The sequence below is a fragment of the Kitasatospora sp. NPDC001547 genome, from assembly GCF_042894165.1.
In the GTDB taxonomy this organism is placed as follows: Bacteria; Actinomycetota; Actinomycetes; order Streptomycetales; family Streptomycetaceae; genus Kitasatospora.
On the sequence record NZ_JBIAVL010000006.1, the window covers coordinates 260167 to 286289 of the forward strand.

Annotated in this window: 26 protein-coding genes; 14 read left to right on the forward strand and 12 right to left on the reverse strand. The window is 74.7% G+C overall.

From position 1 onward, the window contains the following. Positions 1 to 4 precede the first annotated feature (4 nt). The 7 genes from ACFY0X_RS14555 to eccB form a co-directional block, all read right to left on the reverse strand. On the reverse strand, positions 5 to 304 hold the full coding sequence (locus ACFY0X_RS14555; protein WP_387753773.1) for a hypothetical protein: 300 nt from the start codon (positions 302 to 304) through the stop codon (positions 5 to 7). Beyond that, the gene (locus ACFY0X_RS14560; RefSeq protein ID WP_387753776.1) at positions 297 to 746 is read right to left on the reverse strand and encodes a YbaB/EbfC family nucleoid-associated protein; all 450 of its coding nucleotides are present in this window, start codon (positions 744 to 746) and stop codon (positions 297 to 299) included. Before ACFY0X_RS14560 ends, ACFY0X_RS14555 begins: the two co-directional genes overlap by 8 nt. 177 nt (positions 747 to 923) lie before the next feature. Next, entirely contained in the window at positions 924 to 3296 is a 2373-nt protein-coding gene (locus ACFY0X_RS14565) for a hypothetical protein (protein ID WP_387753779.1), read from the reverse strand. Positions 3297 to 3396: 100 nt separating this feature from the next. Beyond that, complete coding sequence (locus ACFY0X_RS14570; RefSeq protein ID WP_387753782.1) at positions 3397 to 3762, reverse strand: hypothetical protein; 366 nt, start codon at positions 3760 to 3762, stop codon at positions 3397 to 3399. Between the two features lie 19 nt (positions 3763 to 3781). Further along, positions 3782 to 4081, reverse strand: a complete 300-nt coding sequence (locus ACFY0X_RS14575; protein ID WP_387753785.1) for a WXG100 family type VII secretion target — start codon at positions 4079 to 4081, stop codon at positions 3782 to 3784. Positions 4082 to 4113: 32 nt separating this feature from the next. Further along, entirely contained in the window at positions 4114 to 4425 is a 312-nt protein-coding gene (locus tag ACFY0X_RS14580) for a hypothetical protein (protein ID WP_387753788.1), read from the reverse strand. Positions 4426 to 4525: 100 nt separating this feature from the next. Beyond that, on the reverse strand, positions 4526 to 6019 hold the full coding sequence (eccB, locus tag ACFY0X_RS14585; protein WP_387753791.1) for a type VII secretion protein EccB: 1494 nt from the start codon (positions 6017 to 6019) through the stop codon (positions 4526 to 4528). Between eccB and ACFY0X_RS14590 the strand changes: the two genes are divergently transcribed. The 6 genes from ACFY0X_RS14590 to ACFY0X_RS14615 all read left to right on the forward strand — a co-directional run bounded on the left by ACFY0X_RS14590 (position 5955) and on the right by ACFY0X_RS14615 (position 12026). Beyond that, complete coding sequence (locus tag ACFY0X_RS14590; protein WP_387753794.1) at positions 5955 to 6422, forward strand: DUF6308 family protein; 468 nt, start codon at positions 5955 to 5957, stop codon at positions 6420 to 6422. The genes eccB and ACFY0X_RS14590 overlap by 65 nt on opposite strands. A gap of 101 nt (positions 6423 to 6523) precedes the next feature. Further along, positions 6524 to 8056, forward strand: coding sequence for a flavin monoamine oxidase family protein (locus ACFY0X_RS14595; protein ID WP_387753796.1), 1533 nt, complete (start codon positions 6524 to 6526; stop codon positions 8054 to 8056). After that, on the forward strand, positions 8053 to 9510 hold the full coding sequence (locus ACFY0X_RS14600) for a glutamate-cysteine ligase family protein (RefSeq protein WP_387753798.1): 1458 nt from the start codon (positions 8053 to 8055) through the stop codon (positions 9508 to 9510). Before ACFY0X_RS14595 ends, ACFY0X_RS14600 begins: the two co-directional genes overlap by 4 nt. Before the next feature lie 151 nt (positions 9511 to 9661). Continuing rightward, positions 9662 to 9949 (forward strand): hypothetical protein, encoded by a 288-nt coding sequence (locus tag ACFY0X_RS14605; protein WP_387753800.1) that lies wholly within the window; start codon positions 9662 to 9664, stop codon positions 9947 to 9949. Further along, on the forward strand, positions 9946 to 11148 hold the full coding sequence (locus ACFY0X_RS14610) for an MFS transporter (protein ID WP_387753802.1): 1203 nt from the start codon (positions 9946 to 9948) through the stop codon (positions 11146 to 11148). Before ACFY0X_RS14605 ends, ACFY0X_RS14610 begins: the two co-directional genes overlap by 4 nt. A gap of 140 nt (positions 11149 to 11288) precedes the next feature. Next, the gene (locus ACFY0X_RS14615) at positions 11289 to 12026 is read left to right on the forward strand and encodes a methyltransferase domain-containing protein (RefSeq protein WP_387753804.1); all 738 of its coding nucleotides are present in this window, start codon (positions 11289 to 11291) and stop codon (positions 12024 to 12026) included. 15 nt (positions 12027 to 12041) lie between these two features. Here ACFY0X_RS14615 and ACFY0X_RS14620 read toward each other — a convergent pair whose 3' ends face one another. Then, positions 12042 to 13436, reverse strand: coding sequence for an FAD-binding oxidoreductase (locus tag ACFY0X_RS14620; RefSeq protein ID WP_387753806.1), 1395 nt, complete (start codon positions 13434 to 13436; stop codon positions 12042 to 12044). 385 nt (positions 13437 to 13821) lie between these two features. Between ACFY0X_RS14620 and ACFY0X_RS14625 the strand changes: the two genes are divergently transcribed. The 5 genes from ACFY0X_RS14625 to ACFY0X_RS14645 all read left to right on the forward strand — a co-directional run bounded on the left by ACFY0X_RS14625 (position 13822) and on the right by ACFY0X_RS14645 (position 19581). After that, the gene (locus tag ACFY0X_RS14625) at positions 13822 to 14667 is read left to right on the forward strand and encodes a ferritin-like domain-containing protein (RefSeq protein ID WP_387753808.1); all 846 of its coding nucleotides are present in this window, start codon (positions 13822 to 13824) and stop codon (positions 14665 to 14667) included. Positions 14668 to 14831: 164 nt separating this feature from the next. Beyond that, on the forward strand, positions 14832 to 16739 hold the full coding sequence (locus ACFY0X_RS14630; RefSeq protein WP_387753810.1) for a RiPP maturation radical SAM C-methyltransferase: 1908 nt from the start codon (positions 14832 to 14834) through the stop codon (positions 16737 to 16739). Beyond that, positions 16739 to 17374, forward strand: coding sequence for a DUF5825 family protein (locus ACFY0X_RS14635; RefSeq protein WP_387753812.1), 636 nt, complete (start codon positions 16739 to 16741; stop codon positions 17372 to 17374). The genes ACFY0X_RS14630 and ACFY0X_RS14635 overlap by 1 nt, the downstream gene beginning before the upstream one ends. Positions 17375 to 17377: 3 nt before the next feature. Beyond that, the gene (locus tag ACFY0X_RS14640; protein ID WP_387753815.1) at positions 17378 to 18703 is read left to right on the forward strand and encodes an MFS transporter; all 1326 of its coding nucleotides are present in this window, start codon (positions 17378 to 17380) and stop codon (positions 18701 to 18703) included. Between the two features lie 125 nt (positions 18704 to 18828). Then, complete coding sequence (locus ACFY0X_RS14645; RefSeq protein ID WP_387753817.1) at positions 18829 to 19581, forward strand: SDR family oxidoreductase; 753 nt, start codon at positions 18829 to 18831, stop codon at positions 19579 to 19581. 43 nt (positions 19582 to 19624) lie between these two features. On the opposite strand, the gene ACFY0X_RS14650 is transcribed toward ACFY0X_RS14645, so the two are convergent. The 3 genes from ACFY0X_RS14650 to ACFY0X_RS14660 are packed head-to-tail and all read right to left on the reverse strand — an operon-like array spanning position 19625 to position 21803. Continuing rightward, a complete protein-coding gene (locus tag ACFY0X_RS14650) occupies positions 19625 to 20026 on the reverse strand; it encodes a pyridoxamine 5'-phosphate oxidase family protein (RefSeq protein WP_387753819.1) in 402 nt (133 codons plus the stop codon). A 59-nt stretch (positions 20027 to 20085) separates the two neighbouring features. Continuing rightward, positions 20086 to 20721 (reverse strand): MBL fold metallo-hydrolase, encoded by a 636-nt coding sequence (locus ACFY0X_RS14655; protein WP_387753821.1) that lies wholly within the window; start codon positions 20719 to 20721, stop codon positions 20086 to 20088. Further along, entirely contained in the window at positions 20718 to 21803 is a 1086-nt protein-coding gene (locus ACFY0X_RS14660; protein ID WP_387753823.1) for an S-(hydroxymethyl)mycothiol dehydrogenase, read from the reverse strand. Before ACFY0X_RS14660 ends, ACFY0X_RS14655 begins: the two co-directional genes overlap by 4 nt. A 518-nt stretch (positions 21804 to 22321) precedes the next feature. On the opposite strand from ACFY0X_RS14660, the gene ACFY0X_RS14665 reads away from it, so the two are divergent. The 3 genes from ACFY0X_RS14665 to ACFY0X_RS14675 all read left to right on the forward strand — a co-directional run bounded on the left by ACFY0X_RS14665 (position 22322) and on the right by ACFY0X_RS14675 (position 25190). Then, complete coding sequence (locus tag ACFY0X_RS14665; protein ID WP_387753825.1) at positions 22322 to 23536, forward strand: cytochrome P450; 1215 nt, start codon at positions 22322 to 22324, stop codon at positions 23534 to 23536. Then, positions 23533 to 23790, forward strand: a complete 258-nt coding sequence (locus tag ACFY0X_RS14670; protein ID WP_387753827.1) for a ferredoxin — start codon at positions 23533 to 23535, stop codon at positions 23788 to 23790. The genes ACFY0X_RS14665 and ACFY0X_RS14670 overlap by 4 nt, the downstream gene beginning before the upstream one ends. Positions 23791 to 23975: 185 nt before the next feature. Beyond that, entirely contained in the window at positions 23976 to 25190 is a 1215-nt protein-coding gene (locus ACFY0X_RS14675; RefSeq protein WP_387753829.1) for an MFS transporter, read from the forward strand. 7 nt (positions 25191 to 25197) lie between these two features. Here ACFY0X_RS14675 and ACFY0X_RS14680 read toward each other — a convergent pair whose 3' ends face one another. Further along, positions 25198 to 26118, reverse strand: a complete 921-nt coding sequence (locus tag ACFY0X_RS14680) for a LysR family transcriptional regulator (protein ID WP_387753831.1) — start codon at positions 26116 to 26118, stop codon at positions 25198 to 25200. Between the last annotated feature and the right edge of the window lie 5 nt (positions 26119 to 26123).

The following is a 26123-nucleotide window of genomic DNA, read 5'->3' on the forward strand; positions in this document are numbered from 1 at the left end:
CCCGTCAGGCGTGGCGCCTGGCGTCCTCGTCCGCGTTGTGGAGCATCACGGAGGTCCGCCGGCCCTTGAGGCCGAGCTTCTCCACCTCGGTGCTCACCGTCTTGAACAGCTTGACCAGGTCGGCGGTCGCCCCGTCCACGTTCTCGTGGTACGTCTTGCCGATCTCGTCGTTCCCGGCCGACTCCTTGTTGAAGAGGTTGATCTCGTCGCACCGGGCGCCGATGTCGCCGAGGATCTCCGATAGCGGCTCGAACTTCTTGAACTTGGCGTCCAGGTCCGCGCCCACGTTCAGCCGGTCACCCACGGAACTCCTCCTGCCGGTCGCGCTTGCGCCGCTCCTCCGCGGCTTCCGCCTCGGCGTACCCAGGGCGCATCTCCCGCAGCGGGGCGAAGAGTTCGTCCAGTTCGCTGCCGCCGGTCATCGAGGCCCGCAGGGTCTCGCCCAGGCCGCTGAACGACCCCATGGCCTCGGCCAGCCGCTCGCCGAGGTCGGCCCGGGCGGTGTTCAGCACGTCGGCGATCGCCGTCCCGAGCTGGGCCGGAGCCATCGTCCGGTACGCGGTGGTGTGGAAGACCAGCGACACCACCTGGCCCTGCGCGCCGACCGTGGCGGTCACCATCCGGTCCTTGCTGGTCGCCGAGGCGGTGGCCGCCTGCAACTCCTTGACCGTATCGGCCATCTTGGCCTGCTGTTCCGCCAGGGCGGCCATCGCCTGGTCGATCTGTTCGGCGTACGAGAACGTCATCCGCCCGCGTCTCCCGTCTCTTCCCGGTGGTGCGTCCCGGGTCCAGGAGGTCTGGCCCGGGACGCACCGGCTGTGGGTCGTACGGTTCTCTCTACGGACAGGGCACGGCCGGAGGTTCGACGCCGGGCCGGATCGGGCCGGCCGGGGTGGCGGGGCCAGGGCGGAACGGTCGGTCCGTCAGCGGCCGATGACGCCGGTGACCGCGCCCGAGTCGGTGCCCCAGACCTCCTCGTCCTCGGACAGCCAGGTGGTGCGCTGCCGCTCCTTCTCGCCCTGGCCGGGCGCGCCGGCTCCGGCGCCGGCGCCCATCGGCGGCATCATCGGGCCGCCCATGCCGCCCATCGTGGGCATGCCCCGGCCCATCAGCTGGGCCTCCTCGGCGGCGGTGGCGGCCACGGTCCGGCCGGCCGCCGTGGCGCGGTTCAGGGCGGCCTCCTCGGCGGCCAGCTCGGCCGTCGGCCTGACGCCCATGGTCTCGGCCAGCCGGCCGCCGACACCGAGGCCCGCCGGGCCGGAGGAGACGCCGCCGACGGTCTTCGGGGCCGCACCGCCGCGCGGCTCGCCGAACAGATCGGAGCCGGCCCCGCCGGAACCGCCCGAGCCGAAGGAGATGCCACCACCGCCGATCGAGCCCGGCAGCCCGCTCCAGCTGCCGCCCCCGCCGGTGCGGACGTCCCCGACGCGCCCGGCGAGGGCATGCTCCTCGTCGGTGAGCAGCTGCTCGAACTGCGAGACCGGCCGTCCGTTGGCGTCCCGGACGGTGCCGTCCTCGGCGATGGTCCGGTCCTTGCCGAGCACCACCGGGTTGCCGTTGGAGTCCCTCACCAGCGTGCCGTCGGGGGCGGTGACCGTCCCGTCGTCGTTCTTCTTCGAGCCCGGCGGCACCTTGAACGGCGTGCCCGAGCCGGTGCCCGTACTGCCCGACCCGGTGGTGGAGTTGCCCGACCCGGGCTGGCCCACGACGGTGCCCGGCGGCACGGTCCGGGGCTTGCCGTCCTTGTCGAGCAGCGGCTTGCCGTCCTTGTCGACCAGCTGGCCCTTGTCGTTGACCCGGGTGCCGGGCGGGACCATCTGCGGCTTGCCGTCCTTGCCGAGCAGCGGCTTGCCGTCCTTGTCCAGCAGCGGCACCAGGCCGGTGGGTCCGCCGCCACCGGTTCCGCCGATGCCCCCGATGCCGCCGGTCTTCCCGCCGCCCTTGCCGCCGGTCCCGCCGCCGATGCCCCCGATCCCGCCGGTGCCACCGCCGCCGGCGCCGCCCCCGCCCGTGCCGCCGATGTTCGGCGGCCCCTTGACGTCGGTCTTCGACCCGTCGCCGCCCGTGCCGTCCTTGCCATCAGGAGTGTTCGGGGGGTCGACCTTGTCCTTGGGCAGGTCGAGAGTCACCGGCCTGATCGGTATCAACAGCCTGCTGGCGGCGTCGTAGGCGGCGGCCAGGGCCTTCCCGGCATCGGCCGCGGCCTTGTCGAGCTTCTCGGCGGCCCAGCTGTTCCACTTCTCCTTCGCCTTGGCCTCCAGCTTCGTGACGAAGGCGTCCAGGGCGCCCTTGTCCACGCCGTCCTTGGTGGTCGCCAGGACGGTCCCGCCGCCCGAGACCGTGGCGTCGGCCGAGACGCTCCCGTCCTCGTAGTTGAGCGTGGTGAGGGTGAGGACGGCGGTGAGGTCCTTGACCAGCTCCGTGAACGCGAAGTGCACGCACGTGTACGGCGAGGCGAAGCTGCCGCCCGCCGAGCCGTCGGTGTACTGCCAGTGCTCGCCGTGCTCGTTGCTCGCGCCGGAGCTCTCCAGCGTGGAGTTCCCTATCCAGGCCTCGTAGCCCTTGTAGTACATGTCCGACTGCTGTTGCTTCAGGGCGTCCCCGGCCTCCTTCAGCTTGGTGACGATGGGGTTGCCACCGGCGTCGGCCTTGGGCGGGTTCGTGGGCGGCTCCTTGGGCAGGTCCTTGTACGCACCGAGATCGCCGCTGAGCCCGTAGTGCATGGCGATGAACTCGTTCTCCAGGCCGTACAGCACTTCCTTGAACCGGCCCGCCGCGCTGCCCTGGAAGTCGCTGTCCGAGCCGCCCACGTCGTTGAACCAGGTGTTCACCTGCTTCCGCTGGTCCACGAAGAAGGTGTCGATCTCGCCGATGATCCGGCTGGCGTCCCACAACGTCGGGGGCGCCGTGGCCTCGTTGCCGGTGCAGCTGCCCCAGATCGACGGACCGAGGATGTCCCCGGGGGCGGCCTTGAACTTGGTCCACTGGCTCGGCTCCCCGCTCTTGCCGTCCCAGGAGGGCCAGTTGCAGGTCACGCCCAGGATCGTGCTGTAGGTGCCGCCGCCCTCGACCTGGTACACCCACTCGGCCCACATGTCGTACCCGGCGTCGCCCTTGGCGATGCCGTTCTGGACCTTGCGCTTGTCGTTGTTGCCCTTGGTGTCCGTGATCAGGTAGCGGGCCTGGATCCACTGGGGGCTGGTCACGTCGGTGCGCTGCACGACGCCGTCCATGTGGTCCGTCGCGGCGAACACCTTCAGCATGTATTCCCAGGTGTAGCTCGTCTGGTCGGCCATGGTCATCCTCCGGGCGGGGTGGAACGGTTGTCGGGCAGCGGTGTGCCGCCGGCGCCGGAAGGCCGGGTGGCCCTGCGGCGCCGACGGCGGGCTCCTGGCGTCAGGGGACCTTGGTGGTCGGGGCGACGCCGGTGAGCACGTCGTGGAGGACCTCCAGCAGCTGGGCCTCCGTGAGGGCCTCGTCGTTTCCCTCGTGCAGCGTCCGTCCGGCCTTCAGCAGGTCGTTGACGATGTCGCCGATCGTCTTCTCGACGGCCGCGATGCCGTCTCCCACGCTCTTCGCGTAGGCGAGGTAGGCCTGCTTCAGCGCCTTGGCGGACGGGAACGCGTCCTGGCCCGCCTTCAGCGCCGCCGGCGCCTTCAGCCAGGCCACCGTCTGGTCGTTCACGGACGTCTGGAAGTTCCGCAGCTCGGCGAGGCGGCCCTCCAGGTAGGCGATCGTGATCTTGGTGGTGTCGCCGCTCATGCGCGGACCCCCCTCCTCGTCAGGCGAACTGCTTCCCCGCCTGGGTGTCCGACTCGCGCATGATGTCGTGCATCGTGCTGAGGGTGTTCGCGGCCGCCGTGATGTCGTCGTCCATGGCGGACTCGTTGGCCGCGACCACCCGCGAGAGCTCCTCGAAGGCGCCGGCCGCGACACCCTGGAAGTGCCCGCCGTCGATCACGCCCCGCAGCTTGCTCATGAGTTCGTCCAGGTTGCTGCGCATCATGTTGCCGGCCTGGCGCAGCTCACCCGCCGCCTGCGACACGGTCTCGTGGTGGAGCTGGATGTTGCCGAAGTCCATGGGGGTACCCGTCCTCTACTGGTGGTGGTCCGTCAGGCGCCTTGCAGGCCGTTGTAGATGCCGTCGGCGGCGTGGGCGCGCGCGTCGTCCTCGGCCTGGGTGAGGATCGCGTTGGCACCCTGGGTGGACTGCACGAAGCGCTCGAAGGCCCCGATGACCTGCTGGTAACGCGTCATCCAGTCCGCGACCTTCTCCTGGAAGACGGTGCTCGCGCCGGAGATGTAGCCGCCGGCGATCTCCTCCTTGATCCGCTCGACCGTGCGGCCGGCGGTCACCATGTGCTCGATCTGCTGCTCCAGGCTCGCCAGGACCTGGCGGATCGCTTCGTCTTCCTTGGTCAACATGCCCGGTGTGGTCATGTTCTGCTCCCTTCCCTGCGCTCGCCGGACGGACTGCCCGGCCGAGACGTCTGATCGGACCAACGGCCCTGCTGCGGACGGTGGTTCAGCCGCACGCCGACGGACCCGCCGCCGGGGCCGCGCTGCTCGGGGCCGCCGGGGCCGGCGCGGCGGTTCCGCCCGCGGTCGGCGCCGCGGTGTCGGCCAGCGCCGCCGGGTCCAGGCTCGGCCCGGACGGCAGCAGGGCGACCACCGCGGCCGGGACGGAGACCGGTGTGGCCCCGCCGTACCCGAGCTGCTTGGCGGCCGCCGCCGAGGGCAGCGGGTAGCGCACCCCGCCCTCGGTCACCAGGTACTCCGTGCCTCCCGCCCCGGCGCCCGACAGCGCCCGCACCAGGGCGCCGCGCCCCGGCCGCACGGCGATCCGGTCGGCGACCGCGCAGGCCCCGCCCGGCGCTCCGGCCGGCACCGCCGGGGGGCCGCCCGCCTCCGCCTGGGCGGCGGGCAGCACGGTGACGGCGGTGGTCGGGGCGGCGCCCGCGGTGTGCAGGTCGGCGCAGACGCCCTCGCCGGGCAGCGGGGCGACCAGCGCCGGCGGCGCCTCGGGCAGCCCCGCGGAGGGCGGGCCGCCGGGCGCGGTGTGCCCCGCGAGGTCCATCGCGCCGATCGACGCGGGCACCGGGGCGGCGCCGCCGTACGCGTCCTTCTGGGTGCGCGGGTCGCCGAGCAGCAACTTGTACAGCGTCGGGGTGAGCGGCGCGAGACCGCCCTTGGTGAGCAGGTAGTGGGCGCCGCCCGGGGCCTCGAAGAGCTGGCCGATCCGGGTCGGCTTCCCGCCCAGCGCCGGGCCGGCCTCGCCGCGCCCGGGGACGGCGGGCGAGGCGAGGTCGGGCCCGGCGGGCAGCGCGTTCAGCACGCCGGCCGGCACCGGGAAGGGGGCCGTACCGCCGTAACCGAGCGCCTGGAGCGCCTGGTTGGCGGTGTCGACGCGCAGCCGCTGGCCCTGCCAGAGCAGGTGCGTCGAGCCGTCCGGGACGGTGACCAGCAGGCCCTGGCCCGGTGTCAGCGCCCGTCCCTCGGCCGCCGGGTCCACCAGCAGTCCGAGCCGGGGCGCCGGGGCGCCGGTCGGGCCCGGCCGGACGGTGCCGCAGACCAGCCAGGTGCCGCCGGCCAGGTCCGCGGCGGGCGGCAGCCCGTCCGGGGCGCCGACGATCCCGACCGGCGTGCCGCGCGGCGCGTCCGCGATCGACGCCCGGCTCACCTGGCGCACCGTCATCTGCTCACCGGCCAGCAGCCTGGCGCTGGTGTCGTTCAGCACCGGGTGCAGCTGCCCGCCGACGGACAGGTACCTGGCGCCGGTCTCCTCGACCACCACCAGCGTGCCGGGCTTGGCCCAGCCGTCGCCGCCGCCGGGCCGGATCACCCCGTACACCGTGACGCCCAGCCCGATCAGCACCCCCACCGCGAGGCCCGTCAAGGTGCCCCGGGTGGTCCGCCCGGTCGGGGTGTCCGGCGCGTCGGGCTCCGCCCGCAGCATGCCCGAGGCCACCCTGCTCATCACGAACAGGTGCGCCTGCACCTGGTCGCGTCGGGACTGCATCCAGTTCCTCCCCGGTTCCTCGCGGACCCACCCGCTGCCACGCGGCCGCACCGCGGCGCGCCCACTACGGACCTACGGCCCCCACCACCGGCCCGGTTCACCGCCCCGGCCCGCCCGCGGCGCCGGCCCCGTGGTCGCGGGCAAGCTGCTGGCCCGCAAGCGGCCGCACCTGGTGCCCGTCTACGACGTCCGGGTGAAGGCCGTGTTCCGGCGGCCGAAGGTCGACACCACCTTCTGGTCCGCGCCGGCCGACGCGCTGCGCGCCGACGGCGGGGCGTTCCGCGCCCGGCTGGCGCGGCTGCGTGCCGAGGCCGGGATCGGCGAGGACATCGGCGTGCTGCGGGTGCTGGACGTCATCGCCTGGATGCACCAGGGCGAGGCCGGGCGGACCGCGGCGGGCTGAGGCCCCGCGCCCGTCACCCGCATCGGTGCGGCGAAGTGGCAGGCGCGGGGTGTCTGGCCGAGGCTGGGGCGGGGGTCCCGCCTCAGAGGGGTACGGTGCCGATGTTCGAGACGAGCTTTGCGTTCCCGCGTTCGCTGGAGGAGCCGGTGGCCGGTGCCCGCGGCCGGGTGGCGGTGGTCGGGGCGGGCGTGGCCGGCCTGGTGTGCGCCTACGAGCTGCAGCGCCGCGGGTTCGACGTCGTCGTGTACGAGCGGGCGAACCGGCCCGGCGGCCGGGTGCGCACCCACCGGTTCTGGGACGGCACCCACGTGGACCTCGGCGCCATGCGCATCCCCGGCAACCACCACTGCGTGCTGCACTACGTCTCCCGCTTCCGGCTGGCCACCCGCCCGTTCGTCAACGCCAACCCGCGCGCCTACTACCACCTGCGCGGCCGCCGGGTCCGGGTGCAGGACGTGGCGGCGCTGTTCCCCGCGTACGAGCTGCGCCCGACCGAACGGCGGGCCCCGGCCCCACTGCTGGACCACCTGCTCGGCTCGGTGTGGCGCACCCTGACCGTGGAGCAGCAGCGCCGCACCCTGGAGGGCCACTGGGACGACCCGGCGCTGGAGCGGGCGGCCTCGGTGTCGCTGTGGCAGTTCGTCCACGAGCACCTGTCGCAGGACGCCTGGGACCTGGTCGGCCACGCCACCGGCCTCGCCCACTACGAGCAGTCCTCGCTGCTGGAGGTGCTGGTCGACTACTTCGGCCTGTTCCACCGCGGGCAGGTCGAGCTGGTCGACGGGCTGGACGCGCTGATCCACGCCTTCGTCGCCGCGCTGCGCCCCGGAACCCTCCAACTCTCCACCCAGATCGACGAACTCGCGCTGACCACGGACGGCGTCCGGCTCCGCGGCCGGCGGATCGGCGCCCCGCTGCGCGAGGACGTCGACTACGTGGTGTGCTGCGTCCCGGCGCCCGCGCTCGACCGGATCACCGTCACCCCGGGCCTGCCGCACGCCCAGCGGCACGCCATCCGCGGCATCAGCTACGCGAGCAGCATCAAGACCGTCCTGCACCTCACCCGCCGCCGCTGGGAGCTGGAGGACGGCATCCACGGCGGCGGCAGCTTCACCGACCTGCCGATCCAGCAGTGCTGGTACCCCTCGGACAACGCGGTGCGGGTGAAGGACGGCGTCAACGGCAGCTCCCGCCCGCGCTGGGCGGTGCGCGACCCGCTGCGCTCGGCCGAGCCGACGGCGCTGCTCGGCGCCTACCTGTGGGGCGCCAACGCCCGCCGCTTCGCCGCACTGGAGCAGGCCGACCGGGACGCCCTGGTGCTGGACTGCCTGGAACGGCTCCACCCGGGTATCACCGGGGACGTGGACGACATCGTGCACTGCAACTGGGACGTGCAGACCGGCATGGGCGGCGGCGCCTTCGCCCATCTGACGCCCGGCGAGCACACCCGCTACCTGACCGTGCTCGGCTCCCCGTTCCCGGCGGAGCGGCCGCGGGTGTTCTTCGCCGGCGAGCACCTGTCCGGCGCCCACGCCTGGTGCCAGGGCGCGGCGCAGTCCGCCTTGGGCGCGGTGGGCGCGCTGCTCGACCGGGCCGGGCACCCCCGGGTCAGCACCCGGGTGGGGGCGGTGTGACGGTCGCCGATCCCAACCGTGCGCCCGGCCCGGCGCCCGCCCCTGAGCCCGACCCCGCGCCGGCGCCCGCCGCTGACCCCCCACCCGACTCCGCCCCGGCGACCGACCCCGCGCCCGCACTCGACCGGGCCGCGCTGCTGGCCCCGTTCCGCCCCGGCCGCAGCGAACTGGTCGGCATCGAGGTCGAGTGCGGCCTGGTGGACCCGGTCACCGGGCTGGCCGCCCGCTACTTCGGCGAGCGCGGCGTGCTGGCCGTGCTGGAGGCGGTGCTGGCCCGGTGGGGCGGCGAACGCCTGGAGGACGCCGGTCGGCTGACCGGGATCCTGCTCCCGGACGGCAGCCAGATCACCCTGGAGCACGGCGGCCAGCTGGAGTACTCCTCGACGCCCGTCCCGTCCGTCGCCAAGGCGGTGGACGACATGCGCGCCGCACTGGAGCGACTCGCGGAGCTGGTCGGGCGGTTCGGCCTGGCCCTGCTGCCCGGCGCGTACCTGCCGTTCGACCGGCTCGCCGACATGCAGTGGGTGCCGATGACCCGGGGCGCCATCATGCGGGACTACTTCGCCGGGCTGGGCGAGCCGGGCGGCCGCGCCCGGTACGTGATGGCGCTGTCGCTCTCCACCCAGGTCACCCTGGACTACCTCTCCCCCGACGACTTCACCCGGAAGCTGCGGATGCAGATGGCCGCCGCCCCGGTGGTCTCCGCCATGCTCGTCAACTCGCCTCTTCAGGCGGGGAGTTCAGACAGCGGCCTGCTGTCCCACCGGTGCTGGGCCTGGCTGCGGATGGACCCGCGCCGGGGCGGGGTGCTGCCGCCCGCGCTGCGCCCCGGCGTCACCGTCGAGGAGGTCGTCGACTGGGCGCTCGGCATCCCGCTGATCCACTACCGCACCCCGGACGGCCGCTACCACCCGGCACCCCCCGACCGCACCTTCGCCGACCTGCTCCGGCACGGCTACCCGGACGGCTCGCGGCCGACCCCGGCGCACTGGGCCGCCCACCTCAACCAGCTCTGGACCAACACCAGGGTCCGCAACACCCTGGAGCTACGCGCCTCGGACGGCCCGCCGTACCCGCACATCCCGGCCGTCCCGGCGCTCTGGGCCGGGCTCAGCTACCACCCCGAATCCCTCTCCGCCGCCTGGGAGTTGCTCGGCCGCTACACCCTGCGCGACCACCGGGCCGCACTCGCCGAACTGCCCGCCCTCGGCCTGGCCACCCGCCTCGGCGGCGACCCGGTCCGCCCGCTCGCCGCCGAACTGCTGCGGCTGGCCCGGGCCGGGCTCGCCGCCCGGATCGCGGCCGGCCTCGAACCGCCGCACGTCCTCGGATACCTGGACCCGCTGGACGAGGTCCTCGCCACCGGCCGGACCTTCGCCGAGCAGTGCCGGGAACGCTGGCACGGCGACCTGCGCGGCGACCCGGCCCGCTACGTCGCCGCGCACCGGGTCTGAGGCCGGCCGGGGGGGCACGCACCACCCCGCGTCAGCAGTTCGTCAGCGGGGTGTCAGCAGCCCGTCAATCCGGGCCCCGGCACCGGCGGGCGGGTGGAAGCTGAACGGACCGCACCTGCAAGACCGGCAGGTCGCCCCGGAGGTGAGCCGCATGTCCGTCCTCGCTGCGTTCCGTTCCGTCGTCCCCGACGTGCGCCGCCACGGCCACGGACTGCGCACCGCCTGCGCGCGGGTCCTGGACCGCCTCGCCGCCGGCCCGCTCGACAACACCGTGCTCGGCGCCCTGGGCACGCCCCGCCCGGACACCCGGACACCCGGACACCCCGACGCCCGGACGCGGCCCGACCGCCAACGGGCCGCCCGCGGACGGCCATTCGGCGCAGCGCTCCCCCGGACGCGCGGGCCGGCCCCCGGCCGCGCGCCTATGGTGGGCGAATGACCGATCGTCGGACTGCCCGGCCTGGTGTCGCCCGGGTGGGCCACCTCGTCGCCGCCGCCGCTTTCGCCGTCTGCATGGCGGGCACCACGCTGCCCACCCCGCTCTACGGGCTGTACCAGGAGGAGCTCGGCTTCTCCGAGCTGACGGTGACGGTCGTGTTCGCCGTGTACGCCGTCGGCGTCATCGGCGTCCTGCTGCTGGTCGGCAACGTCTCGGACACCGTCGGGCGCCGGCCCGTGCTGCTCTGCGGGCTGGCCTGCTCGGCCGCCAGCGCGGTGGTCTTCCTGGCCGCGGACAGCGTCGCCCTGCTCTGCCTGGGCCGGCTGCTGTCCGGCTTCTCGGCGGGCCTGTTCACCGGCACCGGGACGGCGTACGTGCTGGAGCTCGCCCCGCCCGGGCACCGGGCCCGCGCGAGCTTCGTCGCGACCGCCGCCAACATGGGCGGGCTCGGCTGCGGACCGCTGCTGTCGGGCCTGCTCTCGCAGTACGCGCCGCACCCGCTGGTGCTGCCGTTCGCCGTGCACCTGGGGCTGCTCGCCGTCTCGTTCGCGCTCACCCTGCTGCTGCCGGAGACGGTCTCCGGGGCCCGCCCGCTGCGCACCGCCCGGGCCGCCCGGCCGACCCTGCCGCCGGAGGTCCGCCGGGTGTTGGTGCCGGCCGGGGTCGCCGCCTTCGCCGGCTTCTCCCTGCTGGGCCTGTTCACCTCGGTCAGCCCCGCCTTCCTCGGCTCCGGCCTGGGCGTCCACAACCGCGCGCTGGTCGGCCTGGTGGTCTTCACGGCCTTCCTCGCCTCCACCGTCGGCCAGCTCCTGGTGCCCCGGCTCGGCACCGCCCGGGCGATCCCGCTGGGCTGCCTGGTGCTGATCGCCGGAATGGCCCTGCTGGCCGCCTCGCTCGCCTGGAAGAGCCTGCCGCCGCTGGTGCTCAGCGCCCTGGTGGGCGGCGCCGGGCAGGGCATGGGCCTGCGCGGGGCGGTCGGCGAGGTGGCCGCCGCCGCTCCCGCCGCGCACCGCGGCGGCGCGCTCTCGGCCCTGTTCGTGGTCGCCTACTTCGGCATCTCGATCCCGGTCATCGGGGTGGGCCTGCTCACCGGGCCGCTCGGCCTGGCGCACGCGGGCCTGGTCTTCGCCGCCTGCATGGCCGCGCTCGCCGCCGCCTCCGGCCTCTACCTGCTGCGCCTGCCGCGCCCGGAGGCCTGACCCCCGCGCGCCGCCGTGCGCGCCCGCCGCGCGCCGCCCCGCGCGCGCCGACCACCGGCCGCCCGGCCGCGCTTGCCGCCCCGGCCGGGTACCGATAGACACGAGCCAGACACCCTGAGTGAAACCCGGAGGTCTCCGCCATGAGCGTGACGAGTCGGTACCTGGACGCCTGGGAGGGCTTCTGGCGCGACGCGCCCGAGGAACCCGGCTCGGTGATCTGGGACGCCGACCCGGCCCTCAGCGCCGAACGCCACCTCACGCTGTTCCGCCCCCACCTGGCGGACCCGGCGCTGCCCGTCGTCGACCTGGGCTGCGGCAACGGCACCCAGACCCGCTTCCTCGCCGAACGCTTCCCGCTCGCCCTCGGCGTCGACCTGTCCGGGGCGGCGCTGGACCGCGCCCGACGCGGGGACCCGGCCGGGCGGGCCGAGTTCACCCGGCTGGACGCCACCGACGCCGAGGCCGTCCGGGCGCTCCACCGCCGCCTCGGCGACGCCAACGTGTACGTGCGCGGGGTGATCCACCAGAGCGAGCCGGCCGACCGCCCACGGGTGGTCGAGGCCATCGGCGTCCTGCTCGGGGCACGCGGCCGGGCCTTCGTGTTCGAGCTCGCCGAGGCGGCCAAGGGCGTGCTGGGCGAGCTCGCCCGCGGCCCGGCCGGCCCTCCCCCGAAGCTGCGCCCGGTGTTCGCCCACGGGCTCACCCCCGCCGAGGTCGCCGACTCGGTGTTCCCCGAGTTGTTCCGCGCGGCCGGCCTCGACGTCCTGGCCACCGGCGAACTGCCGCTGGCCACCACGGAGTCCACGCCCGACGGCGCCCGGATCGAGCTGCCCGCGCACTGGCTGGTCGCCGGGCCGGGCGGCTGCGCGCCGCGCTGAGCGAGGGGCCGCCGGCTACTCCGCCGCGCCCTCGGGGCGGATGTTCAGGTTGCCGCGCAGGACGTTCGCCGGGTCGTACGCCTTCTTCACGGCCGCGAGCCGGGCGTAGCGCTCCGGGCCGTAGATCTCCCGCGCCCTGCGGTCGCCCTCGCCCTGCACGTAGTTGGCGTACGCCCCGCCGGTGCCGAAGGGCCGCAGGGCCTCCACCGTCGCGCGCGACCAGGCGATGTGCTCCGGGTCCTGCTCCGGGTCGGTCCAGTGCGCCTCCGCCGTCACCTGGAAGGGCGCGGCGCGGCCGGGGAAGGCGGAGTCCTCCTCGGGGACGTCGGCGATGGCCCCGCGCAGGAACTCGAAGTCGATCGAGCAGAGCGCGGACGGGTTGGCCCTGGTCGCCTCGACGAGCCGGGCGACGGCCTCGGGCGAGAGGTCCTCGACGTAGCAGGACTTGACGAAGTAGCGGTCGCCCCTGGGCTCGCTGCTGTCGCCGAGCGCCTGCAGCTGCGGGTACGACATCGGGATGCTGATCCGGGCCGCGGGCGCGACCTCCCGGTAGAGCTCCTCGGTCCGCGCCCGGCCCTCCTCCTCGTCCCCGGTCCACACCGCCAGGAGCAGCAGCGCGGGCCGCCCGCGCAGGTGCTCCGGTATCCACTCCTGCTCGCCCGCGCGCTTCAGCCCGCCGACGGTGTGCAGGCCCACGGGCTGCCGCCCGGTGTACTCGCGGTAGGCGGCCAGGGCGTCCGGGACGTCGTCCAGGGCGTAGACGCCCATGCTGAACAGGGCCGGCCCGACCGGGCGCAGCCGCAGGGTGAAGCGGGTGACCACGCCGAAGTTCCCGCCTCCGCCGCGCAGCGCCCACAGCAGTTCGGGGTGGCTCTCCTCGGTGGCCTCGACGACCGAGCCGTCGGCGAGGACGACCTCGGCGGCGAGGATGTGGTCACAGGTCAGGCCCCAGCGCCGGGCGAGCCAGCCGTACCCGCCGCCGAGGGCGAGCCCGCCCAGACCGGTGTGGGAGATCACGCCCGCGGGGCAGGCCAGTCCGTACGGCGCCGTGGCCTGGTCGAGGTCGCGCAGCAGGCAGCCGCCCTGGGCCTCGGCGGTGCGGGCCCGCGGGTCGACGGTGACGGCGCGCATCGGCGACAGGTCGATCATCAGGGCGCCGTCGGCGACGGCGCTGCCGCCGACGTTGTGGCCGCCGCCGCGGACGGTGACGTCGAGGCCGTGGGCCGCCGCGAAGCGCAGCGCCTCGCCGACGTCCGCCGCGCTGCGGCAGCGGGCGATGTGGGCGGGGCGGCGGTCGTGCATGCCGTTCCACACGGCGCGGGCCTCGTCGTACCCGGCGTCGCCGGGGCTCAGCCAGTGCCCGGGCGGTGCCGCCTGCGGCGCGACGTCCTCCGGAGTGTCCTGCGGCATGGTGGCGGCCCCTCTCCCTCACGGCGTCACGGCCGGGCGAGGGGCTCCGTCAGCCGGTGCGCCGCCCACCGTGACCGATGCATGGCGCACACACGATAGGTGGACCACCGGCCGCATGGGGGTGAATTCCTGGCCACAGGTCGGGTTTCGGCCATCCTCCGGGCCGACCTGAACCCGCCGGGACCGACCGTTCCGTCGGTCCGCCCGCCGGTGATCTCCGCTGGTCATCCGTGGATCTCCCGGCGCGCCGCGCAAGGAGCGTCCGCCCGCTGGATCTTGGCGCGTTTGCGGGGACGGAGCGACGAAAGCGTTCGAACAATCGGGGTCGCCGTGTTTTGCTTCCCCGGACATGACATCGGTCGGCGCGGCGGCGACGGGGTGAGGGATGGCAGGGACCGAAGGTGCTCCGGGCGGGCCGCGTCCGTCGGGCGTGGCCCGTTACCGCACCCGCGGCGTCCCCGACCTGCACCACCGCTTCATCCGTGACGCCCGCTCGCACGACTGGGAGCCGGCCGAGGTGGTCCACCGGGCCCTGCGGGACCGCACCGACCCGGCCCCGCCCTCCGAGCTCTCCTGGCTGATCGCCAGCGGCAGCACCTACGCCGAGCAGGTCGGCATGGACGTGGCGGCCGGTCTGCTGCACGCCTGCCCGGAGGGCGACATGAAGCTGGTGCTCGCCACCGCGGTCGCCGACGAGGCCAAGCACTCGGCCGTCTTCCACCGCTACGCGCACGCCGTCGCCGGGTCGGTCAAGGACCCGGGGGACGCCGTCGAGGAGCTGTCGCACGACCTGTGGTCGCTGGACGACTACACCGCCCGCTTCCTGGCCCACACCCTGGCCGAGGGCTTCGCCGCCGACGAGTTCCGCTGGTTCGACGAGGGCCTGCGCGGGGACGGCCTGGGCGAGGTGTACCGGCTGGTGCGCCGGGACGAGTCCCGCCACGTCGCGCTCGGCATGGCCTACCTCACCCACGGACCCGGTGCGGACCGACTGCGCCGCCTGCCCGCCGAGTTGCTGCTCGCCGCCGAACAGGTGGTGCTGAGGCACAACGACGTGGACAAGCTGTCCGAGCTGGTGCACCGGCTGCTGCCCGGTACGCCGGCACCCCGTGTCGCCGCCTGGCTCCGGGCGCGGCACGCCACCCGCATGCGGGTGCTCCTGAACGTCCGGGACGACCGGCAAGAACTGTCCCGGCGCCGCAAATCCCCGCGAGAACACATGGAGGTGTGATGGAGATCAAGAAGGTTGCCGTCCGCGCTGAGACCAAGGCGGCCAACAAGTACAGCGTGAGCACACGCCGCGCCGCCAAGTAAGCGCGCATCTGTACCGAGGCGGCCGTACCCCCGGTGGTACGGCCGCCTCTCCACTGTTCCGCGAGTCCGAAAGGCCAGGGAATGCGTATCGCGCTCGTCTCCATGCCGTGGCAGGCCCTGGAGATGCCGTCGCTCCAGGTCGGTCTCCTGCACGCGCTCGTCACCCGGGAACGGCCGGCGGACGAGGTCACCGAGTACCACGGGTGGCTGCGCTGGGCCGAGTTCCTGCTGGAGCACAGCGACGGCGAACTGACCCCGATGGAGTACATGACCGTCGCCGACGACCAGGTGTTCGACGGCTTCGGCGACTGGGTCTTCTCGGGCTGCCTGTACGACGACGAGCACTGGGGCACCGAGCAGCTGACCGCCTACGCGGAGCGCACCGGGTCGTCGATCGACAGCCTGCTGCGGATGCGGCCGCACGCCGCCCGGTTCATCGCGGAGGCCGCCCGTGAGGTGCTCGCCGGCGACCCCGACGTGGTCGGCATGACCACCACCTTCCTGCAGAACGTGCCCTCGCTGGCCCTCGCCCGGGAGATCAAGCGGCTGCGGCCCGAGGTCGTCACCGTGCTGGGCGGCAGCAACTGCGACAGCGTCATGGGCCACGCCCTGCACCGCAACCACCGCTTCCTGGACCACGTCGTGCGCGGCGAGGCCGAGAGGGCGTTCCCGGCGCTGCTCGCCCACCTGGAGCGCGGCACCGCCCCCGCGGACGTCCCCGGGGTCTGCTGGTGGGACGGCGACACCTCGCGCGCCAACCGGGAGGCCAAGGGCACCGTGCCCGTCGGGCTGCTGCCCAGCCCCGACTTCGACGCCTGGCAGGAGTCCTTCGACGCCTCCCCGGTGGCCGAGTTCGTCGAACCCAAGCTCGTGGTGGAGGGCGCCCGGGGCTGCTGGTGGGGCGAGAAGCACCACTGCACCTTCTGCGGGCTCAACGGCAGCCTGATGGAGTTCCGCTCCAAGAGCGGCGAGCAGCTCTGGTCCGAGATCGAACGGCTCGTCCACCGGCACAAGTTGCTCGACGTCATCACGGTCGACAACATCATCAGCATGGACTACTTCCGTGACTTCCTGCCACGGGCCGCCGAGAGCGAGTGGGACCTGCGCATCCACTACGAGGTGAAGTCGAACCTCAGCCAGGAGCAGATCGCCCTGCTGGGCCGCGCCCGGGTCACCCACGTCCAGCCCGGCATCGAGAGCCTGAACAGCCGGGTGCTCGGCCTGATGGACAAGGGGGTCACCGGCGCCCGCAACGTCCGTACCATGCGGGAGTGCGAGAACCACGCGCTCACCTGCGTCTGGAACTACCTCTACGGGTTCCCGGGCGAGCACGACGAGGACTACACGGAGATCATCGACCAGATGCCGGCGCTGCGTCACCTCCAGCCGCCGGGCGGTGCCACCCGCATCGCCCTGGAGCGGTTCAGCCCGCACTTCACCAACCCCGCGCTGGGCTTCACCGAGCGCCGCCCGGCCGACATCTACCAGCACGTCTACCAGCTGCCGCGGGAGGAACTGGAGGACCTGGTCTACCTGTTCGACGCCCCGGCCACCGGCATCCAGGGCGAGCTGGAACGACGGCTGGTGGAGGAGATCGACCGCTGGACGGAGGCCTACCCGTCCTCCCGGCTCCTGCTCGAACCGGCCGCGGACGGCGACGGCGGCGAGGACGGCGACCTGCTCGTCCACGACGAACGCGAGGGCTGGCCGCGGCGCACCCACCGGCTGACCCACTGGCGGGCCGCCGCGTTCCGCGAACTGGACCACGGCCGGACGATCCCCGCCCTGCACCGCCGCCTGGCCGAGGCCGGGCACCACGTCCCACTGGCCGAGCTCACCTCCTGGGGTCGTGAACTCCTCGCGCACGGGCTGGTGTTCAAGGACGGCGACACCCTGCTCGCGCTGCCCACCCGGGCGGTTCCGGTCCGCGCCCCCGGCCAGGACGCCCCGCTCCTCGCCGCCGTACCGACCCCCGAGGAGGTGGCGTGATGCCGATCGCCAAGCCCTCCCTGGCCGCGCCCGACCGGCCGGAGCTGCCGGACGCGCTGCCGTACCGGATGGACGGCCGGCTGGTCGTCCTCACCGAGCCGGTCCCGCTCGGCGCGGGCGGGCGGCCCGCCGCCGAGGCCGTCCGGCTGCTGCGCGAGTGCCAGAGCCACGTCCTCCCGGTGCACTGGTCCCTGGCGCCGGGGGACCCGGTGCTGCGCGAGCCGGCGGCCGCCGACTTCGCCCTCCACCACCTGCACCACCTGCCGCCGCCCGCCGACGCGTCCGGGGGTACCGGGGACGCGGCCCCGGCGGGCCCGGCGGCCGGACGGGCGCTGGCCGACTGGCGCGCCACGTACGGGTACGGGCGGTTCTACTACCGGCAGGGCCCGGGCTTCCTCCAGGTCAGGGACCGCCGGGACCCGGACGCCTCGGCCCGCTTCGCCCTGGACCACCCCGACCTGGTGGCCACCTTCCGGACCTGCCTGACCCCCACCGCCCTGGACGACCTCAGCGGTACGGGCCGTGAGGCGGTGTCCGTACTGGCGTCCGAGGGCCTGGTGCTCGTCACCCGGGGCTGGGCGGTGACACTGCCTCCGCGCATCCGCCACTGGACCGTGCCCGACACAGGAGTCTGATACATGGGATCTTCCACGGCCGAGGAGTCGTCCGTACCCGCGGAGTCCGGCCCGCCCGCGACGCCGCCCCCGGCCCCGGAATCCGTACCGCTGCGCCGGCACCGGCCGCTGCTGCTGCTGGTCACCGAGCAGATGACCAGCTCGGTGGGGCGGCAGGTCACCGCGCTGGCGCTGCCGCTGCTGGCCATCGCCCACCTGCACGCCGGCCCGCTGGGCTCCTCGGCGCTGATGGCGATGACCTACCTGCCCGGCGTCCTGCTCAGCCCGCTGATCGGCGTCGCCGTCGACCGGGCCCGGCTGCGGCGGATGCTGGTCGCGGTCTCCTGGCTGCAGGTCCCCGCCATCGGCAGCGTGCCGCTCGCGGCCGCGCTGGACGGCCTGACCTGGCCGCACCTGTTCGCCGCGGCCGCCGCCTCCGGGGCGCTGAGCTCCGCCCAGAGCGTCGCGCTGCAGTCCTGTCTGCCCCGCGTGGTGCCCACGGAACGCCTGCTGCCGGCCAACTCCTCGCTCACCGGGGCCCGGACCATCGGCCTGATCGGCGGGCCGGCGCTCGGCGGCATCCTGATCGGCGTGATCGACCCGGCCCCGGCGCTGCTGGTGGAGTGCGCCGCCTACCTCGTCGGCGGGGCCCTGTTCCTCGCGCTGCCCGCCTCGCTGAACCGGTCCGCGCAGGAGGCGGGCAGCGGTGCGCGCTCCCGCGTCGAGGCGCTGAAGGAGGGCCTCGCGGTCATCCGGCGCGAGACCCTGCTGCGCCGCCAGGCGCTGGCCGCGGCCGGGCTCAACCTCGGCGGCGGGGCCGGCGGCGGGCTGTTCATCCTGTACGCCGACCGGGAGCTGCAGCTGCCCCCGTGGCAGCTCGGCACGGTCTACGCCGCGTACGCCGTCGGCATGGGCACCGGGGTGCTGGCCGCGACCTCCGTCACCCGGGCGCTGGGCATGGCCCGGGCCATCCGGCTGTGCGCCGTCGGCGCCGGGGCGGCCCTCTTCCTCATCCCGGCGGCCTCCCTCGGGCTGCCGTTCCCGGTGCTGGTCCTGTACCAGTTGCTGTTCGGGCTGCTGGCCACCGTCTGGTCGATCGCCATGACCACCGGACGCCAACTCGTCACCCCCGCGCACCTGTTGGGCCGGGTCAACGCCTTCCTGGGGGCCGTGCTGACCGCCACCCTGCCGGTCGGCGCCTTCGTCGGCGGGTGGCTCGCCTCCCGGGTCGGCATCGTGCCGGTGCTGGTCGGCGCCGCGGCCGTCGCCCTGGCGGGCGCGAGCAGCCTCTGGTTCCCGCGCGACATGCTCGCCGGGATCGAGCGGGCGGCCGAGGCGAAGAAGTCCTGAGTCCTGAGGCCTGAGGCGTGAGGCGTGAGGCCTGACGCGAGTCCTGAGGTGCGAGGCCCCGGGCCCGAGTCCCGGGGCCTGCGCCGAAGCCCCCCGAGTCCGTCACCGAAGAAGCAGGAGGACGCATGCCCGGCACAACGGGAACCGTGCTCGTCACCGGAGCGAGCAGCGGCATCGGAGCGGCCACCGCGCGCCGGCTCGCCGCCCGCGGACACGACCTGGTGCTGATCGCCCGGCGCGAGGACCGCCTGAAGGCGCTGGCCACGGAGCTGTCCGCCGGGCACGGCACCGCCGCCGTGGCGGTGCCCCTCGACCTGGAGCGCACCGACGAGCTGTCCGACGCGCTGACGGACGTCCTCGCGGCCCTGCCGAGTCCGCTGGCCGGCGCGGTGCTGGCGGCCGGGCACGGCCGCGGCTACGGCCCGGTGCGGGAGGCCGACTGCGCGCCCTGGGAGTCCCAGCTGCGCGTCAACCTGCTGGCCCCGATGGTCGTCACGCGCCGGCTGCTGCCCGAACTGGACGCCACCGGCGGGGACCTGGTCCTGATCGGCTCCCTGTTCGGCACCCGGCCCTCGCCCGGCTACGCGGCCTACGCCGCGACCAAGCACGGCCTGGCCGGCTTCGTCCGCTCGCTCGCCGAGGAGGAACGGCCGGCCGGCGGCTGCCGGATCTGCCTGGTCTCCCCCGGCGCCACCAACACCGAGTTCGCCTCGGTGCTCTCCGGGGCCGCGGCCCCGCGCGTCCACGACGTCACCGACTGGCCGTACCACCCGCTGCTCGCCGAGGACGTGGCGGCCGCCGTCGAGTGGGCGATGAGCCGACCCGGACACGCCCGGGTCACCGAGCTCACCATCGACCCCACCGACGCCCGGTACTGAGCGGCCCGGCGGCCGCGGGCGATCCCGTCCCGCCCAGGCGCTCTCAGGCCCGGCCGAGGACGCGGTCGACGGTGATCTCGATGACCACCCGGTCGGGGTTGACCCGCGGCTCGCGGTAGCGCTCGGCGTAGCGGCGCTCCGCCTCGGCGACCTGCTCGGGCTCGTCGCGGACGACGGCCACGCCCTCCAGGGTCGACCAGCGGGCCCGGTCCACCTGGCAGACCGCGACCCGCAGGCCCTCGGGCCCGGCCTCCGCCACGTTGCGGGCCTTGCGGCTGGTGCGGCTGGTGATCACCCGGGCGGTCCCCGTCTCCGGCTGGTACGTCACCCCGACCGGCACCACGTGCGGCGTGCCGTCCGGGCGGGTGGTGGTCAGCGTGGAGATGTGCCGCTCCCGCCAGAAGGCGAGGAACGGTTCGTCGAGGTCGCGCGGGTCATGGGCCATGATCGGATGGTACGGCCCCCGGGGAACGGTCGTTCCCCGGGGGCCGTACCGGTGGAGCGTCAGTGCCCGCGGGCGATCCACTCCGGCAGGGCCGGGGCCTCGGCGCCGATGGTCGTCGGGTCGCCGTGGCCGGTGCGCACCACGGTCTCGGCCGGGAGCGTCAGCAGCCGCCCGCGGATCGAGTCGACGATCGTCGGGAAGTGCGAGAACGACCGGCCGGTGGCGCCCGGGCCGCCCTGGAACAGGGTGTCGCCGGTGAAGACGGTGCCCAGCGCGGGCGCGTACAGGCAGACCGCGCCCGGCGCGTGGCCCGGGGTGTGCAGCACCGTCAGCTCGGTGCCGGCCACCTCGATCCGCTGGCCGTCGGCCAGTTCGCCGTCCGGCAGCCGCTCGGGGTGGGTGAGCTTCCACAGCGGCAGGTCGTCCGGGTGCAGCAGGATCGGCGCACCGGTGCGGGCGGCGAGCGCCGGGGCCGCGTCGATGTGGTCGTTGTGCGCGTGGGTGGAGACGATCGCCAGCAGCCGGCGCCCGCCGAGCGCGGCCTCGATGGCCTCGGCGTCGTGCGCGGCGTCGATCACCACCGCCTCCTCGTCGTTGCCGACGATCCAGACGTTGTTCTCCACCTCCCAGCTGCCGCCGTCGAGTTCGAAGGTGCCGGCCGTCACCAGCCGGTCGATGCGCGTCCCCTCGCTCACAGGACCACCACCGAACGCAGGACGTCGCCCTGGTGCATCCGCTCGAAGGCCTGCTCCACCTGGTCGAGCTCGATGGTCTCGGTGACGAAGGCGCCGAGGTCCAGGCGGCCCTGGAGGTGGAGGTCGATCAGCATCGGGAAGTCCCGCGAGGGCAGGCAGTCGCCGTACCAGGAGGACTTCAGCGCACCGCCGCGCCCGAAGACGTCGAGCAGCGGCAGCTCCAGCGTCATCTCCGGGGTCGGCACGCCGACCAGGACGACGGTGCCGGCCAGGTCGCGGGCGTAGAAGGCCTGCTTGTAGGTCTCCGGCCGGCCGACCGCCTCGACCACGACGTCCGCGCCGTGGCCGCCGGTCAGCTCGCGGATCGCCTCGACCGGGTCGGTGGTGCGGGAGTTGACGGTGTGGGTGGCGCCCAGTCGGCGGGCGGTCTCCAGTTTGCGGTCGTCGATGTCCACCGCGATGATCTTCGCGGCGCCCGCCAGCCGGGAGCCCATCACGGCCGCGCCGCCGACGCCGCCGCAGCCGATCACCGCGACCGAGTCGCCCCGGCCGACGTTGCCGGTGTTGATCGCCGCACCGAGGCCCGCCATCACGCCGCAGCCCAGCAGGCCGGCGACGGCCGGCTCGGCGGCCGGGTCCACCTTGGTGCACTGGCCGGCCGCGACCAGGGTCTTCTCGGCGAACGCGCCGATGCCCAGCGCCGGGGACAGCTCGGTGCCGTCCAGCAGCGTCATCCGCTGCTCGGCGTTGTGGGTGTTGAAGCAGTACTGCGGGCGGCCCCGCTCGCACGCGCGGCACTGGCCGCACACCGCGCGCCAGTTGAGGACCACGAAGTCGCCGGGCTCGACCTCGGTGACGCCCTCGCCGACCGACTCCACGATGCCCGCGGCCTCGTGGCCGAGCAGGAACGGGAACTCGTCGTTGATGCCGCCCTCCCGGTAGTGGAGGTCGGTGTGGCAGACGCCGCACGCCTGGATCCGGACCACCGCCTCGCCCGGGCCAGGGTCCGGCACCACGATCGTGGTCACCTCCACGGGCGCGCCCTTGGCGCGCGCGATGACTGCCTTGACCTGCTGGGGCATCCGATTCCACCTCCGTCGGCCGGTGCGGCTCTGCACCGGCGTGACCTGCGACAAAAGACTGCGAGACCTACTGCCCACGAAGCGTATCGCCCGCCCGGGCCGGGCTCCGGCGGGGCGTACCCGCCGAAGGTGCGGCGCGGCCGTACGAGTGGGGGCGCGCGGGTGGCGATGAGCGCCTGTCAGTGCGCCTCGAAGTGCCCGGAAAGCACCGGCGTTGGCTGGAAGTGCCGCAGACGGGCGGCCCGCCGCCCACGTACGGTCGTAGCTGAGACGGTCCACGCGACCACGCTCAGCACACCCGCCCCACCCGTCGGCGCGCGACCGCGCGCCGACCGCGCCGCGGGCGTTCCGACCGTACGCCCCCGCACATTTCGCGCCACCCCCCGTAGGAGCCCGACCGCACCCGGCCCGTGTCGAGCCGCCAGCCGGCCGCACCACCCGTCCCCCTGCACCATCCCCGGATCCACCCCCCGTCGGGCCGCACCCCGCGGCCCACCGCTCTGGAGTCTGGAGTACGGATGTCCACCGAGAACAGTGCGACCAGCGCCGGTACCGCCCCGCTCCCCCCGTTGCACTGCATGCGCCGGCTCGAACCCGGTCCGCCCCGCCTCGCCGCGCTGCCCACCGGCACGCCGGTCTGGCTGGTCAGCCGGCACGCCGACGTGCGCCAGGTGCTGACCGACCCGCGGCTGGGCCGCGCCCCGCTCTACGCGCCGGACGCCCCGCCGATCACGGTCACGCCCAACATCCTGGACGACCCGCAGGGAATGCTGAACATCGACGGCACCGAGCACCAGCGGCTGCGCCGCACCGTGCAGCGGGCCTTCACCCCGCGCGCGATCGAACGCTGGCGGCCCTGGGTGGCCTCGGTGGTCGAGTCGCTGATCGACGAGCTGATCGACCACGGCTCCCCCGCCGACATCATCGCCGGCTACTCCCGCCCACTGCCGGTGGCGGTGATCAGCCGGCTGATGGGCCTGGACAACCTGGACGGCAACCGGCTCGCGCACTGGAGCGACCACGCGCTCTCCATCACCGCCCACAGCGCCGACGAGATCGTCACCGCGATGACCGAGTTCGCCGCCTTCGGCGCCGAGGTGATCGCCGAACGCCGCGCCGCCCCCGGCGAGGACCTGGTGAGCAGTCTGCTCGCGGCCGCCGCCGAGGACGGCTCGATCACCGAGGGCCAGCTGGTCGCGCTGGTCATCGGCCTGGTCGTGGCCGGGCACGAGACCACCATGACCAGCCTCGGCAACGCCCTGGTCTACCTGCTCCAGGACGGCCGCGAGGCCTGGCAGCGGCTCGCGGCCGACGAGGCCGGCGCCGCCGCCGCGACCGAGCAGCTGCTGCGCGCCGTCCCGCTCGGCGACGCCCAGGAGCACATGCCCGGACTGATGCGCCGCACCGTCGAGGACGTCGAGATCGGCGGCGTGGTCATCCCGGCCGGCAGCGTGGTCGCCGCCGACGCCGCCGCCGCCAACCACGACCCGTCGGTCTTCACCCAGGACCTGCGCACCGAGCTGTTCTCCCCGCTGGCCGCGCCCACGCTCACCTTCGGCGCCGGGCCGCACCACTGCCTGGGCGCCTGGCTGGCCCGGATGGAGCTGGAGCTCGCCCTGCACCGGCTGGCCCGCCGGCTGCCCGCCCTGCGGCTGGCCGACCCGGTCGAGCTGATCGACTGGCGGCGCGGTCTGCTCACCCGCAGCCCGAACGCCCTGCGGGTGGTCTGGTGACGGGCCGCGCCGACACCGAGCCGGTGCTCGTCCGGGTCGACCGGGACCGCTGCATCGGCTCCGGGATGTGCGCCCGCAGCGCCCCCGACTCGCTGGCCCTGGGCGCCGACGGGCTGGCCGCACCGCTGGCCGAGTACGCGGACGGCGGCGCGGAGTTGACGGACGGGCTGAGCGAGGCGGTGGACTTCTGCCCGGTGGAGGCGCTCAGCCTCCACTCGGCCCGCGGCGGCTACCGGATCGACCCCGCGGAGTGAGTCCGCCCCGGTGGCGCCCGCCCGCTCCGCCGACGACGGCGACGACGGCGACGGCGGCGACGGCGGCGACGGCGACGGGCGCCACCGGGAACCTCCGGCACGCCGACTGATCGATGAGCCCGGCTAATGGGTCGATGAGCTCATCGATCTTGTCCGGCCCCTTCGCCGGCTGGTGAGCTGGCCGCATGACGAACGCCGAAACCCTTGCCCCACCGGCCGGTTCATCCACCGGCCTGCGCTGGTCCCCGGTCCTCGCCGTCGCGCTCGCCACCTTCACCGTGGTGTCCTCCGAGATGATGCCGGTCGGCCTGCTCACCCCGATGTCCCGCAGCCTCGGGGTCACCGACGGGGTCACCGGCCTGTCCCTCACCATCACCGGCCTGATCGCCGCCGTCCTCTCCCCGTTCGCCCCGCTGCTCGTCGGCCGGCGCGACCGCCGGACCGTCCTGGTCGCCTTCATGCTGCTCCTCGCCCTGGCCGACGCGGTGACCGCGCTGGCACCGGACTTCGCCGTCCTGGCCGCCGGACGCGTCCTGCTCGGCGTCGCCATGGGCATCGTCTGGGGCCTCGCCGCCGGCATCGGTCCGCGCCTCGCCGACGGTCCGCGGATCGCGCTCGCCATGACACTGGTCTTCTCCGGCATCTCCATCGCCTCCGTCCTCGGCGTCCCGCTGGGCACCTACCTGGCGGCCCTGCTCGACTGGCGCGCCGCGTTCTGGGCGCTCGCCCTGCTCGGCGCCGGGTCCGCCGCCGTGCTCGCCGCCACGCTGCCCGCGCTGCCCGCGCACGAGCGCGGACGGCTCGGCGGACTGGCCGGCGCGCTGCGCCACCGGGGCGTCGCCGCCGGGATCGCGATCACCGGCCTCGTCGTGCTCGGCCACTTCGCCGGCTACACCTACGTCCGGCCGGTCCTGGAAGCCGAGGCGGGCCTCGGCAGCGGCGTGCTCGCCGCCTGCCTGCTGGTGTACGGACTCGCGGGCGTCGCCGGGAACTTCACCCTCGGCCCGCTGTCCGGGCGCCGCCCGAAGACGGCCGTCGCCCTCGCCCTCAGCGGCGTCGCCCTGGCCGCCGCCCTGCTCGCGTACGCCACCGGCGTCGTCGCCGTGCTGCTCGTCCTGGTCGTCTGGGGCGCCTCGTACGGCGGGGTGTCGGTCTCCACCCAGACCTGGGTCCGCACCGCCGCCCCGGCCCGGTTCGAGGCCTCGGCGGCGGTCTGGGCGGGCGTGTTCAACGCGAGCATCGCGCTCGGCTCCTTCGCCGGCGGCCTGGTCGTCGACCGGGCCGGGAACCGCGCGGTCCTGTTCACCGCGGCCGGACTGGCGGCCGTCGGGCTGCTGCTCGCCCTGCTCACCCGGCCGCGCGAGCGGCGGCCCGGCCGGCAGGGCAGCCAGCCGGTGTAGTCCCGGCTCAGTCGACGTGCGCGGCCAGCAGTTCGACGAACTCCGCCGCCAGCCGGTGCGGCCGCCGCTCGTTCCGGACCACCTCCAGCGCGGTCGGCTCCAGCTCGGGCACCGGCAGGAAGCGGATGTCCGGCCGCTGGACGTACGTCGTGCTGCGCTCGCACAGCAGCAGCCCCTGGCCGGTGCTGGCCACCATCGACAGTCCCTCCTGGATGGTGGCCGCACCCGCCGGGTAGCACAGCTCCCGTCCGTCCGGCGTCCGCCGGGGCGCGTTCACCCGCCGCCAGTACTCGGGCGCCGGGCCGCGCGGCTCGACCAGCGGCAGCGCGGCCAGCTCCTCGGCGCTCACCCCGTCCGCCCCGCCGAGGCGCCGCGCCGCGGAGAACGCCACGTACACCGGCTGCCGGGAGAACTCCAGCAGCACCTCCAGCCCCGGCTCCCGGCACGGGGCGAGCACGATGGCCAGGTCGATCTCACCTCGGGCGAGCTGCGAGAACGGGTCCGCCCACGGCAGTTCGACCAGCCGCGCCGTACCCTCCGGCAGGCTCGCGATCACCCGGGCCACCGGCTCGTACACCGCGCACTGGAAGCCCAGCCGCAGCGGCCGGGCGGTGGCCGCTCCGGCCCGGGCGGCCTCGTACCCCTCCCGCAGCCGCTCGAAGGCGGGCACCACCTGCTCGGCCAGCGCCCGTCCCAGCGCGGTCAACTCCACGCGGCGGCTGGTCCGTCGGAACACCGGGGCGCCGACCCGGCTCTCCAGCCGCTTGATCAGCTGGGACACCCGCCCCTGCGAGACGCCGAGGCGCTCCGCCGTCCGCCCGAAGTGCAACTGGTGGACGAGGACGGAGAAGCACTCCAGCTCCTGCAACGGCAGCTCGGGCAGGACGGCTGTCCCGGAGGCTCCGGGGGCCGGCGTCGGTCGTTCCACCCCGG

What these genes read in the sequence shown, in the direction of transcription:
- ACFY0X_RS14590 (WP_387753794.1), top strand. Translation starts at nt 5,955, where the DNA reads ATGCCCGAGGCCACCCTGCTCATCACGAACAGGTGCGCCTGCACCTGG.
- ACFY0X_RS14675 (WP_387753829.1), top strand. Translation starts at nt 23,976, where the DNA reads ATGACGAACGCCGAAACCCTTGCCCCACCGGCCGGTTCATCCACCGGC.
- ACFY0X_RS14560 (WP_387753776.1), bottom strand. Translation starts at nt 746, where the DNA reads ATGACGTTCTCGTACGCCGAACAGATCGACCAGGCGATGGCCGCCCTG.
- ACFY0X_RS14620 (WP_387753806.1), bottom strand. Translation starts at nt 13,436, where the DNA reads ATGCCGCAGGACACTCCGGAGGACGTCGCGCCGCAGGCGGCACCGCCC.
- ACFY0X_RS14595 (WP_387753796.1), top strand. Translation starts at nt 6,524, where the DNA reads ATGTTCGAGACGAGCTTTGCGTTCCCGCGTTCGCTGGAGGAGCCGGTG.
- ACFY0X_RS14610 (WP_387753802.1), top strand. Translation starts at nt 9,946, where the DNA reads ATGACCGATCGTCGGACTGCCCGGCCTGGTGTCGCCCGGGTGGGCCAC.
- ACFY0X_RS14570 (WP_387753782.1), bottom strand. Translation starts at nt 3,762, where the DNA reads ATGAGCGGCGACACCACCAAGATCACGATCGCCTACCTGGAGGGCCGC.
- ACFY0X_RS14660 (WP_387753823.1), bottom strand. Translation starts at nt 21,803, where the DNA reads ATGCCCCAGCAGGTCAAGGCAGTCATCGCGCGCGCCAAGGGCGCGCCC.
- ACFY0X_RS14625 (WP_387753808.1), top strand. Translation starts at nt 13,822, where the DNA reads ATGGCAGGGACCGAAGGTGCTCCGGGCGGGCCGCGTCCGTCGGGCGTG.
- ACFY0X_RS14575 (WP_387753785.1), bottom strand. Translation starts at nt 4,081, where the DNA reads ATGGACTTCGGCAACATCCAGCTCCACCACGAGACCGTGTCGCAGGCG.
- ACFY0X_RS14615 (WP_387753804.1), top strand. Translation starts at nt 11,289, where the DNA reads ATGAGCGTGACGAGTCGGTACCTGGACGCCTGGGAGGGCTTCTGGCGC.
- ACFY0X_RS14640 (WP_387753815.1), top strand. Translation starts at nt 17,378, where the DNA reads ATGGGATCTTCCACGGCCGAGGAGTCGTCCGTACCCGCGGAGTCCGGC.
- ACFY0X_RS14605 (WP_387753800.1), top strand. Translation starts at nt 9,662, where the DNA reads ATGTCCGTCCTCGCTGCGTTCCGTTCCGTCGTCCCCGACGTGCGCCGC.
- ACFY0X_RS14630 (WP_387753810.1), top strand. Translation starts at nt 14,832, where the DNA reads ATGCGTATCGCGCTCGTCTCCATGCCGTGGCAGGCCCTGGAGATGCCG.
- ACFY0X_RS14635 (WP_387753812.1), top strand. Translation starts at nt 16,739, where the DNA reads ATGCCGATCGCCAAGCCCTCCCTGGCCGCGCCCGACCGGCCGGAGCTG.
- ACFY0X_RS14665 (WP_387753825.1), top strand. Translation starts at nt 22,322, where the DNA reads ATGTCCACCGAGAACAGTGCGACCAGCGCCGGTACCGCCCCGCTCCCC.
- ACFY0X_RS14565 (WP_387753779.1), bottom strand. Translation starts at nt 3,296, where the DNA reads ATGGCCGACCAGACGAGCTACACCTGGGAATACATGCTGAAGGTGTTC.
- ACFY0X_RS14580 (WP_387753788.1), bottom strand. Translation starts at nt 4,425, where the DNA reads ATGTTGACCAAGGAAGACGAAGCGATCCGCCAGGTCCTGGCGAGCCTG.
- eccB (WP_387753791.1), bottom strand. Translation starts at nt 6,019, where the DNA reads ATGCAGTCCCGACGCGACCAGGTGCAGGCGCACCTGTTCGTGATGAGC.
- ACFY0X_RS14645 (WP_387753817.1), top strand. Translation starts at nt 18,829, where the DNA reads ATGCCCGGCACAACGGGAACCGTGCTCGTCACCGGAGCGAGCAGCGGC.
- ACFY0X_RS14650 (WP_387753819.1), bottom strand. Translation starts at nt 20,026, where the DNA reads ATGGCCCATGACCCGCGCGACCTCGACGAACCGTTCCTCGCCTTCTGG.